This is a genomic window from Phenylobacterium sp. (genome assembly GCF_030697925.1).
Classification (GTDB): domain Bacteria; phylum Pseudomonadota; class Alphaproteobacteria; order Caulobacterales; family Caulobacteraceae; genus Phenylobacterium.
In genome coordinates this window covers 1-11,184 of record NZ_JAUYOJ010000155.1, presented here as the reverse complement: position 1 = coordinate 11,184, position 11,184 = coordinate 1, and the positions used below count along the sequence as shown (strand labels likewise).

Annotated in this window: 14 protein-coding genes and 1 other RNA gene; 5 read left to right on the top strand and 10 right to left on the bottom strand. The window is 69.4% G+C overall.

Annotation, left to right across the window (positions count from 1 at the left end):
- The 3 genes from argB to dapD all read left to right on the top strand — a co-directional run.
- A partial coding sequence (gene argB / locus Q8Q88_RS14740; RefSeq protein WP_305675944.1) for an acetylglutamate kinase occupies positions 1-667 on the top strand: 667 nt, incomplete at its 5' end.
- Positions 664-1,326: a pyrimidine 5'-nucleotidase gene (locus Q8Q88_RS14735; RefSeq protein ID WP_305675943.1), complete on the top strand. Its 663-nt coding sequence runs from the start codon at positions 664-666 to the stop codon at positions 1,324-1,326. The genes argB and Q8Q88_RS14735, both read left to right, overlap by 4 nt.
- Complete coding sequence (dapD, locus tag Q8Q88_RS14730) at positions 1,326-2,165, top strand: 2,3,4,5-tetrahydropyridine-2,6-dicarboxylate N-succinyltransferase (protein WP_305675942.1); 840 nt, start codon at positions 1,326-1,328, stop codon at positions 2,163-2,165. The genes Q8Q88_RS14735 and dapD overlap by 1 nt, the downstream gene beginning before the upstream one ends.
- 171 nt (positions 2,166-2,336) lie before the next feature.
- Here the strand turns inward: dapD and Q8Q88_RS14725 are convergent, their stop codons facing one another.
- Positions 2,337-2,792, bottom strand: coding sequence for a cupin domain-containing protein (locus tag Q8Q88_RS14725; protein WP_305675941.1), 456 nt, complete (start codon positions 2,790-2,792; stop codon positions 2,337-2,339).
- 48 nt (positions 2,793-2,840) lie between these two features.
- Here Q8Q88_RS14725 and dapE point away from each other — a divergent pair, with 48 nt between their 5' ends.
- Positions 2,841-3,995, top strand: coding sequence for a succinyl-diaminopimelate desuccinylase (gene dapE, locus Q8Q88_RS14720; protein ID WP_305675940.1), 1,155 nt, complete (start codon positions 2,841-2,843; stop codon positions 3,993-3,995).
- Here dapE and truA read toward each other — a convergent pair.
- The gene (gene truA, locus Q8Q88_RS14715) at positions 3,971-4,726 is read right to left on the bottom strand and encodes a tRNA pseudouridine(38-40) synthase TruA (RefSeq protein ID WP_305675939.1); all 756 of its coding nucleotides are present in this window, start codon (positions 4,724-4,726) and stop codon (positions 3,971-3,973) included. The two genes, dapE and truA, sit on opposite strands and share 25 nt — an antisense overlap.
- Positions 4,726-5,652: a methionyl-tRNA formyltransferase gene (fmt, locus tag Q8Q88_RS14710; RefSeq protein ID WP_305675938.1), complete on the bottom strand. Its 927-nt coding sequence runs from the start codon at positions 5,650-5,652 to the stop codon at positions 4,726-4,728. The genes truA and fmt overlap by 1 nt, the downstream gene beginning before the upstream one ends.
- A gap of 90 nt (positions 5,653-5,742) precedes the next feature.
- Between fmt and Q8Q88_RS14705 the strand changes: the two genes are divergently transcribed.
- The gene (locus tag Q8Q88_RS14705; protein WP_305675937.1) at positions 5,743-6,072 is read left to right on the top strand and encodes a hypothetical protein; all 330 of its coding nucleotides are present in this window, start codon (positions 5,743-5,745) and stop codon (positions 6,070-6,072) included.
- 3 nt (positions 6,073-6,075) lie between these two features.
- Here Q8Q88_RS14705 and def read toward each other — a convergent pair whose 3' ends face one another.
- The 7 genes from def to ffs all read right to left on the bottom strand — a co-directional run.
- Positions 6,076-6,585 carry a peptide deformylase gene (def, locus tag Q8Q88_RS14700; protein WP_305675936.1) on the bottom strand — a complete coding sequence of 170 codons (510 nt, stop codon included), beginning with the start codon at positions 6,583-6,585 and terminating at the stop codon, positions 6,076-6,078.
- 15 nt (positions 6,586-6,600) lie between these two features.
- A complete protein-coding gene (locus tag Q8Q88_RS14695) occupies positions 6,601-7,872 on the bottom strand; it encodes a DNA recombination protein RmuC (RefSeq protein WP_305675935.1) in 1,272 nt (423 codons plus the stop codon).
- 174 nt (positions 7,873-8,046) lie between these two features.
- Positions 8,047-8,346: a GIY-YIG nuclease family protein gene (locus Q8Q88_RS14690; RefSeq protein WP_305675934.1), complete on the bottom strand. Its 300-nt coding sequence runs from the start codon at positions 8,344-8,346 to the stop codon at positions 8,047-8,049.
- Complete coding sequence (recR, locus tag Q8Q88_RS14685) at positions 8,343-8,945, bottom strand: recombination mediator RecR (protein WP_305675933.1); 603 nt, start codon at positions 8,943-8,945, stop codon at positions 8,343-8,345. Before recR ends, Q8Q88_RS14690 begins: the two co-directional genes overlap by 4 nt.
- 1 nt (position 8,946) lies before the next feature.
- Positions 8,947-9,273 carry a YbaB/EbfC family nucleoid-associated protein gene (locus Q8Q88_RS14680; protein ID WP_305675932.1) on the bottom strand — a complete coding sequence of 109 codons (327 nt, stop codon included), beginning with the start codon at positions 9,271-9,273 and terminating at the stop codon, positions 8,947-8,949.
- Positions 9,274-9,284: 11 nt separating this feature from the next.
- Positions 9,285-11,081, bottom strand: a complete 1,797-nt coding sequence (locus Q8Q88_RS14675) for a DNA polymerase III subunit gamma/tau (protein WP_305675931.1) — start codon at positions 11,079-11,081, stop codon at positions 9,285-9,287.
- A 22-nt stretch (positions 11,082-11,103) separates the two neighbouring features.
- Positions 11,104-11,184: signal recognition particle sRNA small type (gene ffs, locus Q8Q88_RS14670), an RNA gene on the bottom strand; the annotation flags it as partial.

Sequence of the window (11,184 nt, the reverse complement as noted above, 5' to 3'; positions counted from 1 at the left end):
GTCGAGCTTCGTCGACGGCCTGCGGGTCACCGACGAGGCCACCATGGAGGTCGCCGAGATGGTGCTGTCGGGCGCCATCAACAAGGAGATCGCCAACTGGATCACGCTCGCCGGCGCCGAGGCCGACGTGCGCGGCGTGGGGCTGTCGGGCAAGGACGCCCGGCTGATCACCGTCGAGAAGGCGGTCCGTACCAAGAAGGACCCCGACAGCCAGATCGAACAGGCCGTCGACCTGGGCTTCGTGGGTGAACCCACGGTGATTGATCCCAAGCTGATCGAGGCCCTGATCTATGCCGACGAGGACTATGTCCCGGTGGTCGCCCCCATCGGGGTGTCGGTGGAAGGTCAGACCTACAACATCAACGCCGACACCGTGGCCGGCGCCCTGGCCGGGGCGTTGACCGCCAAGCGCATGCTGCTGCTCACCGACGTGCGCGGCGTGCTGGACGCCAAGGGCGAGCTGATCCGCCAGATGAGCGTCGCCGAGGCCCGTGCGGCCATCGACGACGGGGTCGCCACCGGCGGCATGATCCCCAAGCTGGAGACCGCTATCGCCGCCGTGGAATCCGGCGTCGAGGCCGTGGTCATCCTGGACGGCCGGCGGCCGCACGCCATGCTGGTGGAGCTGTTCACCGAGCACGGCTCGGGAACGCTGATCTGCGCATGACCGCCGACCTCCGCCACATCGACACCTGGCTCTTCGACCTGGACAACACCCTCTATCCCGAGGAGTCCGGGTTCATGGGCTCGGTCGAGACGCGGATGACCGACTTCGTGGCCAAGGTCTCGGGCCTGCCCCGCGACCAGGCCTATGTCCTGCAGAAGAAGTACCTGGCCGAGCATGGCCTGACGCTGAAGGGCCTGATGCTGGAGCACGGCGTCGACCCCGCCGACTTCCACGCCCTGTTCCACGACCTATCCCTGGAGGTCCTGGCCCAGGATCCCGACCTGCTGGCGGCGCTGGCCCACCTGCCCGGCCGCCGGTTCATCTTCACCAACGCCGACGACAAGCACGCCGAGCGGGTCATGGCCCACCTGGGCCTTGCCGACCTGTTCGACGACGTCTTCCACATCCATTCGTTCGGCTTCGCGCCCAAGCCCGATCCCCAGGGCTTCCAGCGGATGATCGACGCCCACGGCATCGATCCGAAGACCACCGCCTTCTTCGAGGATTCCGAGCGCAACCTGAAGCCCGCCGCGGACCTGGGCATGACCACGGTCCTGGTCGGCCCCCGCGCCGCCGCCTCCACCGCCGATTACGTCCACCACCGCACCGCCAAGCTCGCGCCCTTCCTCACCGGGGCGCGCCTGAGGAAAGCCGCCTGATGTCCCCCCAAGCGAACCAAAATTTGAAGTCCGCGATCGAAGCCGCCTGGGAGACCCGCGACGAGATCAACACCTCCACCCAAGGCGCGGTGCGCGAGGCGGTCGAGGAGACCCTCAGCCAGCTCGACGCCGGGACCCTGCGGGTCGCCACCCGCGGCGACGATGGCGTCTGGACCACCCATCAGTGGGCCAAGCAGGCGATCCTGCTGTCCTTCCGCCTGTTCGCCAACAAGCTGATCGAGGCCGACGCGCCCGGCCCCTACTGGGACAAGGTGCCGTCCAAGTTCACCGGCTGGGACGCCGCCCGCTTCGAGGCCGCCGGCTTCCGCGCGGTTCCCGGCTGCGTGGTCCGCCGCGGCGCCTTCCTGGCCAAGAACGTGGTCCTGACCCCGTCCTTCGTGAACATCGGCGCCTATGTGGACGAGGGGACCATGGTCGACACCTGGGCCACGGTCGGCTCCTGCGCCCAGATCGGCAAGAACGTGCATCTGTCCGGCGGCGCGGGCATCGGCGGCGTCCTGGAGCCCCTGCAGGCCAACCCGACCATCATCGAGGACAACTGCTTCATCGGCGCCCGTTCGGAAGTCGCCGAGGGCGTGATCGTCCGCGAGGGCAGCGTGCTGTCCATGGGCGTCTACCTGACCTCCACCACCCCGATCATCGACCGCCGCACCGGCGAGGTGTTCACCGGCGAGGTGCCGCCCTATTCGGTGATCATGTCCGGCAGCCGCCCCAGCCCGCACGAGGGCATGCCCTCCACCTATTGCGCGGTGATCATGAAGACGGTCGACGCCCGCACCCGCTCCAAGACCAGCATCAACGAGCTGCTGCGGGACTGATTCCATACAGATGCAGATGCTCCCCCTCTGGGGGCGCTGTCGGCAAAGCCGACTGAGGGGGACTTTGACTCGTCCGGCGGTGGATGAAGCCCCTTCCGTCTCGCGAAGAGGCGACGATCCACCCCCAAGTCGCGCTGCGCGCTGGGGGAGGATCTGGCTAGCGCTCTCCCGTCAGTAAGGCGTCCCGTCCTTGCGAACATAGCCGTCCAGCCCCGCCGGGGCGGCCATGTCGATGTCGGGATAGGCGCAGGCGTCGTACTCCGGACGGCGCGAACCCACCTCCAGCAGCACGGCTTCACGGTCTGACCGGTTCTGCAGGTGGTGGCCGTCCGCCACCCCCGCCGGGAAACCGGCGCAGTCCCCGGCGCGCAGGATCTCCTCGCCCGCCTCGGTGATCAGCACCACCTCACCCTCCAGCACCTGGACGAACTCATCCTCGGCGGTGTGCCAGTGCCGCTGGCTCGACCATTGGCCGGGTGGCAGCCGCAGCAGGTTGACCCCGAACTGGCTGAGCCCCACGGCGTCCCCGAGCATCCAGCGCTGGCGGCCCTGGCATTGCACGTCGAACGGCGGCGGATAGCCCGTGCCGAACTTGGAGGGCGCGGTTGCGATGTCGATCTTCGGCATTCACAGGTTCCGTTTGCGATTGAGCCGCCGGAACCGTAAAGCGCCCACATGTCCGCCGCCATCGATCCCGTCGCCCTCACCCAGGAATTGATCCGCCGCCCGTCGGTGACCCCCGCCGACGAGGGCGCCATGGACATCGTCCAGCGCACCCTCGAGGGGCTGGGTTTCGCCTGCCGCCGCATGAGATTCGGCGAGATCGAGAACCTCTACGCCCGCTTCGGGACCGCCCGGCCCAACCTCTGTTTCGCCGGCCACACCGACGTGGTGCCGGTGGGCGACGCTCAGGCCTGGAGCCGCGAGGCCTTCGCCGCCGAGATCGTCGACGGCATGCTGATCGGCCGCGGGGCCGTGGACATGAAGAGCGCCGTGGCCGCCTTCGCCGCCGCCGCCGCCAAGGCCATCGCCGCGGGCCAGGTGACGGGTTCGCTCTCTTTCCTGATCACCGGCGACGAGGAGGGCGTGGCCACCCACGGCACCAAGATGGTGGTCGAGGCCCTGAAGGCCCAGGGCGAGGTGCTCGACCATTGCGTGGTCGGCGAACCCTCCAGCGCCGAGACCTTTGGCGACATGATCAAGATCGGCCGCCGCGGCTCGATCAACACCTGGATCACCGTCGATGGCAAGCAGGGCCACGTGGCCTATCCGCAGCGGGCGTCCAATCCGATCCCGGTGCTGATCGAGCTGCTGGCGCGGCTGCAGAACCATGTGCTGGACGAGGGCCATGAGGGCTTCCAGCCGTCGAACCTGGAGGTCACCACGGTCGACGTCGGCAACGGCGCGACCAATGTCATCCCAACCCAGGCCAAGGCGCGGCTGAACATCCGCTTCAACCCGAACCACAAGGGCGCCGACCTCGCCGCCTGGATCGCGCGGGAGGCCGCCGCCCTGGACATCGACTTCGCCGGGACCATCAAGGTCGAGCCGGTGATCAGCGGCGAGGCCTTCCTCACCGCGCCGGGACCGTTCACCGACCTGGTCAGCGCCGCGGTCGCCGACGTGGCCGGCCGTGCGCCCGAACTCTCCACCACCGGCGGCACCTCCGACGCCCGCTTCATCCGCGACCTCTGCCCGGTGGTGGAGCTGGGCCTGGTGGGGACAACCATGCACGCCGTCGACGAACGCGCGCCGGTCGACGAGATTCACAGGCTGCAGGCGGTCTATGAACGCCTGATCGTGCGCTATTTCGAGGCGTTCGGGGCGTAGTCCACGCCGGTCAGATAGAGCCCGTCGGCTGGGGCGACGGGACCGCAGGCGGCGCGGTCTCGAGCCTCCAGGGCCGCCTTCAAGTCACCGGCCGTCCAGCGCCCGATCCCCACCTCGACGATGGACCCGGTCAGGGACCGGACCTGGCGGTGCAGGAAGGATCTCGCCTCGAAGACCAGCCGGACCTCGTCGCCCTCCCGACTCACCCGGGCCACGTCGAGGGTCTTCTCCGGCGACTTCGCCTGGCAGTGGATGTGGCGGAAGGTCGTGAAGTCGTGGTGTCCGACCAGGGCCTGGGCCGCCGCGTGCATCGCCTCGGCGTCCAGCGGCTTGGCCACGTGCCAGACCCGGCCCTGGTCGAGCCCCGGCGGCGCGCGGCGGTTGAGGATCCGGTAGAGATAGCGTCGCCCGGTCGCCGAGAACCGCGCATGCCAGTCATCCGGCGCGGCCTGGGCGTCCAGCACCACGATCGGCTGGGGGCGCAGGTGGGCGTTCAGCGCGTCGCGCACCACCTCCGGCCGCCAATCCTTGGCCAGGTCGATATGGATCACCTGCCCCGTGGCGTGGACCCCGGTGTCGGTGCGTCCGGCCGCGTGGACGCGCAGCGTCTCGCCGCAGAAGGCCTTCGCCGCGCGCTCGATGGAGGCCTGCACCGAAGGCAGGTCGTCCTGGGCCTGGAAGCCGCGATAGGGCCGGCCGTCATATTCGAGGGTGAGGCGGTAGCGGGGCATCAGCCCAGCACCGTCCCAGTCGGCACGGCCAGCCCGCGCAGGAAGGTCGCCGCGTCCTGCGGCCCCCTGCCCTCGCGTTGGACACGCAGCAGGCGCACCGCGCCCTCGCCGCAGGCCACCAGCAGGGCGTCGTCCAGCACACGCCCCGGCGCACCGCCGGCCTCTTCCGCCTGGGACAGCAGGGCCTTCACCCGCACCGGGCCGCGCTCGGTGGGCAGTTCGAACCAGGCGCCAGGAAAGGGCGACAGGCCGCGGACCTTGCGGTCGACCTCGGCGGCCGGCTTGGTCCAGCGGATGCGGGCCTCCTTTGGGCGGACCTTCTTGGCGTAGGTCTCGCCCTCGGCCGCCTGGGGCTTCGCACGGGCCTCGCCGCGCTCGACGGCGGCCATGGTGCGGGCCAGCAGGGCCGAGCCCACGTCCGCCAGCCGGTCGTGCAGGGTCCCGGCGGTCTCCAGGGCGTCGATGCGCAGGGTCTCGGAGGCCAGGACCGGGCCCTCGTCCAGGCCCTCGGTCATCTGCATGACCTCCACCCCGGTCAGCTTGTCGCCGGCCATGATCGCCCGCTGGATCGGGGCCGCGCCCCGCCAGCGGGGCAGCAGCGAGGCGTGCAGGTTGAAACAGCCCAGTCGCGGCGCGTCGAGCACCTCGCGCGGCAGGATCTGGCCGAAGGCCACCACCACGCCGGCGTCCAGTTCGAGCGCGGCGAAGGCCTCGATCTCGGCGGGGTCACGCATGGAGACCGGGGTGCGCACCGGAATGCCGCGATCCTGGGCATAGGCGTGGACCGGCGAGGGCTTCAGGTCCTGGCCCCGGCCGCGCGGAGCGGGGGGCTGGGAATAGACGCAGGCGACCTCGTGCCCGACCTCCACGAGGGCGGCCAGGGCGGCGACGGCGAAATCGGGGGTTCCAAGGAAGGCGATGCGCATTGACGCTCGTTTAACGGCGTGGCGGAGTTTTAGGAACCAGGCGCAAGCTTCGCCGTTCTTCTGAACGCTCGGATAGGGAGTTCACCAGCCATGCGCGCCATTCTGACCGCCACCGCCCTCACGGCCATCCTCGGCCTTTCCGCCTGCTCGCCGTCCGAGAAGGCCGACACCCAGGCCGCCGCCGACAAGATCGCCGCCGAAACCAAGGAAGCCGCCAGCACCGTGGCCGCTGAGACCAAGGACTTCGCCAACAGCCCCGAGGTGAAGGCCGCTGGGACCGAGATCAAGGACGCGGCCAAGGACGCCGGGACCCTGGCCAAGGAAGCGGCCAAGGACGCCGCCGGCGAAGCCAAGCAGGCGATCCACGAGGCCACCGCGCCCTCGGCCGCCGACAAGGCGGCGCAGGACGCTAAGAAATAGGGATCAGGCCGCGCGGGCCTGTTTCTTGACCTTGGCCACGGCCCGGTCGCGCTTCAGGCGCGAGAGGTAGTCGATGAACAGCACGCCTTCGAGATGGTCCATCTCGTGCTGGATGCAGACGGCGAACAGGCCCTCGGCGTCCTCGATCACTTCCTCGCCCCGATAGTTCAGGTATTTCAGCTTCACTTGGGTGGGGCGCTCGACCTCATCGAAGATGTCGGGGACCGAGAGACAGCCTTCCTCGTAGGGCTGGGTCTCTTCCGAGGCCCAGAGGATCTCGGGATTGACGAAATAGCGCGGCGCCTTGTCCTCGTCGGGTCCGGCGAGGTCCATGACGATGACCCGCTTGGCCACGCCCACCTGGATCGCGGCCAGGCCGATGCCGGGGGCGTCGTACATGGTCTCGAGCATGTCATCCATGAGCGCGCGCAGCTCGTCATCGACCTTGTCGACAGGCTGGGAGACCTGTTTCAAGACCGGATCGGGGACAACGAGGATTTCGCGTAAGGCCATGAGAACGCAGGTAGGTCAGCGACCCTTGGCCGTCAAGGCGGCGACTTGCCCCGCCTCGGTCTCTTCGAAGTCGCTCGCCAGCTTTGTGAGCGCCCGAACGCCTCCGTCGACGGGGGTCAGCTCGGGCAGTTCGCGGTGCTCGTGGTCGACCTTCAGATCCTCGAAGCGGCGAGCCTGGGTCATCACCTGGGTCTCCAGGGACCCCACGAAGGCGTTGTACTTGCCGACCGCCTGTTCCAGCGCCTTGCCGACCGAGGCGGCGTGGCCGCCCATCACCGACAGGCGCTTGTAGAGCTCGCGACCCAGCTTGGAGATCTCCTGGGCGTTGGCGGCCTGCTCCTCCACCCGCCAGCCATAGACCACGGCCTTGCACAGGGCGAACAGGGTGGTGGGCGTCACCACCAGCACGCGGCGGTCCATGGCCTCGCTCATCAGCTCGGGCGCCCGTTCCAGGGCGGCGGCCAGGAAGCTGTCGCCGGGGATGAACATGGCCACGAAGTCCGGCGAGCCCTGGTTGAACTGATCCCAGTAAGTCTTAGCCGACAGGCCGTGCATGTGGGCCCGCACGCTCTGGGCGTGGCGGACATAGGCCGCCTCGCGCACGGTCTCGTCCACCGCGTCCTGGGCGTCCAGGAAGGCGTTCAGCGAGCACTTGGCGTCGATCACGAACACCGCCCCGCCCGGCAGGCGCACGGTGACGTCGGGCCGGCGGCGGCCTTCCTCGGTGTCGGTGGAGGTCTGTTCGTCGAAATCGTAGCGATTGTGCAGGCCCGCGGCCTCCAGCACGTTGCGTAGGGTCTGCTCGCCCCAGCGGCCCTGGACGCCGGCCCCGCGGCGCAAGGCGGCCGAGAGCTTGCGGGCTTCCGACTGGGTGTCGACCGAGGCCTGCATCAGGGCGGCGATCTGGGCCTTTAAGCCCCCGCTCTCCTCGGCGCGGCTTTTCTCGACGGCGACCACCTGTTCCTGGAACTTGGCCAGGCTCTCGGCCACCGGCTTGAGCTGCGCCTCCAGCCGCGCCTGGGCGAGCTGTTCGCGGTTGTGGAAGGTTTCGTCGGCGCGCTTCAGCACCTGTTCGGCGATGGCGTTGGCCGCTTCGCCCTGCAGCAGGGCGGCGTTCTTGGCGCCCATTTCCTCGATCACCTTCACCCGCGTGGCGGCGTCCTGGAACTGCCAGGCGCGGGCCTCGGCCCTGTTGGCCCGACCGCGCTCCATCAGCGCCCAGGCGAAACCCACGAGTGCGGCGACGAGGCCGACGATGGCCAACAGCAGGGCGGGATCGAAGTTCATGCTCCGTTCTTTACCCGGAGTCGGCGGGATCGGTCATCATAAAGTGTCATCCCGCATGGAGCGGCGCAGCCGCGGAAGTGCGGGACCCAGATGCGCCGGCCCTTCCGGAATGATCGGTGTTTCTGGGTCCCGCACAAGCGCGTGCCGCGCTTTGCGGGATGACACCTGGGTTTGCTAGGGCGCCATCATCGTCGGGTACAGATCGCCCCAATGTGGGTTGTCGCGCTCAATGAGATTGACCTTCCACTCACGGCGCCAACGCTTGATTTTCTTCTCAAAGGCGATGGCTTCGGTGACTTCGCCGAAGGAGGTCCACCATACTAACCGGTCGACATCGTACCTCTTGCTGAAGCCGGCGACTTCCTTCGCCTTGTGTTCGGCGATCCTGCGCTCGAGGCTGTTGGTGACCCCGACATAGAGCGTTCCGTGCTGACCGCTGGCGAGGATATATACGTAGTAGGACGCATCGCTCACGCAGGCCGCCGCGCCCGCATGGCCTGGTTGATCGTCCCGTCGTCCAGCCAGTCAAGCTCGCCGCCCACCGGCACGCCGCGGGCCAGCATGGTCACCGAGACCCCGGCGCCCGCCAGCCGTTCGGCCAGGTAGTGGGCGGTGGTCTGGCCGTCGACCGTGGCCGGCAGGGCCAGGATCACCTCACGGATGGCCTCCGCCTCGGCGCGGTGGACCAGCGGCCCGATCTTCAGCGCGTCGGGCCCCACCCCGTCCAGGGCCGAGAGCAGGCCGCCCAGCACGTGGTAGCGGCCCCGGAAGGCCACGGCCCGCTCCATGGCCCAGAGCGCGCCGACCTCCTCCACCACGCAGATCAGCGAGGCGTCGCGGCTCTGGTCGGCGCAGATGGCGCAGGGGTCCTGCGTATCCAGCGAACCGCAGACCGAACAGGTCCGCACCCGCTCGGCGGCCAGGGTCAGGGCTTCGTTCAGCGGCACCAGCAACTGGTCGCGGCGCTTGAGCAGGGCGAGCGCCGCGCGTCGGGCCGAGCGGGGCCCCAGCCCCGGCAGCTTGGAGAGCAGCGAGATCAGCCGCTCGATCTCGGGTCCGGCGGAGGCGGCCAAGCTAGAACTTCGGCATGCCGGGGATGCCCAGGCCGGCCAGCGGGCCGGCGGCCTCGCGCATCAGCTCGGACTGCTGCGCGTCCAGCTTGCGCTTGGCGTCGGCGTGAGCGGCCACCAGCAGGTCGGAGATCACCTCCCCCTCGCCGGGTTGCAGCAGGCTCTCGTCCAGGTCGACGTTGGACAGTTCGCCGGTGCCTTTCAGGGTCAGCTTGACCATGCCGCCGCCGGAGGTGCCCTCGACGGTGATCTCGGCCAGCCGCGCCTGGGCGTCGGCCAGCTTCTGCTGCATGGCCTGGGCCTGCTTCATCAGGCCGCCAAGGTCTTTCATTCGTGGATCTCCTACTCGTCCTCATCCTCGTCCGGCGCATCGGTCATCGGCGACGCCTCCGGAACGGGCAGGTTGCGCACGCTGACGATCTCGGCGCCAGGGAAGGCGTCCATCACCGCGACGATGAACGGGTCGGCCTCGATCTGGACGCGAACCTCGCGTTCCTCGCGCTTCTGGCGCTCCCAGGCGCTCTCGGCCCCGCCGCCGCCCTGGGCCGCGATCAGCCACGGCTGGCCGGTCCATTCCTTCAGGCGGCCCACCAGGCGCTGGGCCAGGTTCACCGGCGCGCCGGGGGCGGGCTCGTATTCCAGGGCGCCGGGCCGGAAGCTGATCGGCCGGACATAGCGTTCGACGTCCAGGCGCAGCGCGATGTCGCGCTTCCTCTCGATCAGGGCGATGACATCGGCGAAGGATTGCAGGGTGGGGGCGGGCTCGTTGGCCTCGGGATCGCGAGCCACCATCCGCGCCTGGGCGTTGACCGAACCGCCGATACCGGCCGCCGACATCCCGCCGCCACCGCCGCCCGAAGGCGCGGGCGCCGGTCCGCCGTTGGGCAGGGGTTCGCCCGACTGCAGCCGCTTCAGGGCCTCCTCCGGCCCCGGCAGGTCGGCGGCGTAGGCCAGGCGGATCAGGGCCATGTCGCAGGCCGCCGCCGCGTCGGGCGCGCGGCGCACCTCGTCGTGGGAGCGCAGCAGCATCTGCCAGACCCGCGACAGGATCCCGGCCGAGACCGACGCGCCGATGGCGGCCAAGCGTCCGGCCTGCTCCTTGGGCATGATCAAAGCCTGGGGCCCGATGGCCTTGGCCACCGCCGCCCCGTGGGCGTGGTCCAGCAGGTCCAGCATGACCTGGCCCGGATCGGCGCCGAAGCCATAGAGGGTGCGGAAGGTCTCGATGGCCGGCCCGGCCTCGCCGCGCATGGCCTGCTCGAACAGGGTGATGGTCTGGGCCCGGTCGGCCAGGCCCAGCATGTCGCGGATCGAGGCGGCGGTGACCGTCTGGCCGGCCTCGGCCTGGACGATGGCCTGGTCCAGCATCGACTGGGCGTCGCGCACCGAGCCCTCGGCGGCGCGGGCGATCAGCAGCAGGCCCTCGGCCTCGACGCGGGAGCCCTCGTTCTCGGCGATCATCTCCAGGTTCTTGACGATGACCTCCGGCTCCACCCGGCGCAGGTCGAAGCGCTGGCAGCGCGACAGGATGGTCACCGGCACCTTGCGGATCTCGGTGGTGGCGAAGATGAACTTGGCGTGCGGCGGCGGCTCTTCCAGCGTCTTCAGCAGGGCGTTGAACGCCGCTGTGGACAGCATGTGAACCTCGTCGATCACATACACCTTGTATCGCGCCTCGACGGGGGCGTAGCGCACCCCGTCCAGCAGCTCGCGCATCTCGTCGACCTTGGTGCGGCTGGCGGCGTCCAGCTCCAGCACGTCCATGTGCCGCCCCTCGATGATCGCCTTGCAGTGGCGGCCGTCGACGGAGAGGTCGAGGTTCGGTTCGTGGATCGTGTCGCTTTCGTAGTTGAGCGCCCGGGCCAGCAGGCGCGCTGTGGTGGTCTTGCCGACCCCGCGCACCCCGGTGAGCATGAAGGCGTGGGCGATGCGGCCGGTGGCGAAGGCGTTGCGCAGGGTGCGCACCATCGCCTCCTGGCCGAACAGGTCCTCGAAGGTCCTGGGCCGGTACTTACGGGCGATGACGGTGTAGGCGGCCGACGGCTCGGCCAGCACGGTTTTAGGAAGCGGAGCCGCGCCGAACATATCGCTCGTGTCGGGGTCGCGTTCGACTGTCTCGGGTTCGTCTTCGTCGGCCATTGGCGCCCGAGGGTAAAGCTTTGGGTGGAGACCGAACGACGACCCGGAGCGAAACTCGTTGCGGCTGCTTCCTTCCGGACCTGACCGGGTTGGCGAGGCGTCC

Excerpts from the sequence above, each read along its gene's own strand:
- Q8Q88_RS14735 (WP_305675943.1), top strand. The coding sequence starts at position 664 with ATGACCGCCGACCTCCGCCACATCGACACCTGGCTCTTCGACCTGGAC.
- dapD (WP_305675942.1), top strand. The coding sequence starts at position 1,326 with ATGTCCCCCCAAGCGAACCAAAATTTGAAGTCCGCGATCGAAGCCGCC.
- Q8Q88_RS14725 (WP_305675941.1), bottom strand. The coding sequence starts at position 2,792 with ATGCCGAAGATCGACATCGCAACCGCGCCCTCCAAGTTCGGCACGGGC.
- dapE (WP_305675940.1), top strand. The coding sequence starts at position 2,841 with ATGTCCGCCGCCATCGATCCCGTCGCCCTCACCCAGGAATTGATCCGC.
- truA (WP_305675939.1), bottom strand. The coding sequence starts at position 4,726 with ATGCCCCGCTACCGCCTCACCCTCGAATATGACGGCCGGCCCTATCGC.
- fmt (WP_305675938.1), bottom strand. The coding sequence starts at position 5,652 with ATGCGCATCGCCTTCCTTGGAACCCCCGATTTCGCCGTCGCCGCCCTG.
- Q8Q88_RS14705 (WP_305675937.1), top strand. The coding sequence starts at position 5,743 with ATGCGCGCCATTCTGACCGCCACCGCCCTCACGGCCATCCTCGGCCTT.
- def (WP_305675936.1), bottom strand. The coding sequence starts at position 6,585 with ATGGCCTTACGCGAAATCCTCGTTGTCCCCGATCCGGTCTTGAAACAG.
- Q8Q88_RS14695 (WP_305675935.1), bottom strand. The coding sequence starts at position 7,872 with ATGAACTTCGATCCCGCCCTGCTGTTGGCCATCGTCGGCCTCGTCGCC.
- Q8Q88_RS14680 (WP_305675932.1), bottom strand. The coding sequence starts at position 9,273 with ATGAAAGACCTTGGCGGCCTGATGAAGCAGGCCCAGGCCATGCAGCAG.
- Q8Q88_RS14675 (WP_305675931.1), bottom strand. The coding sequence starts at position 11,081 with ATGGCCGACGAAGACGAACCCGAGACAGTCGAACGCGACCCCGACACG.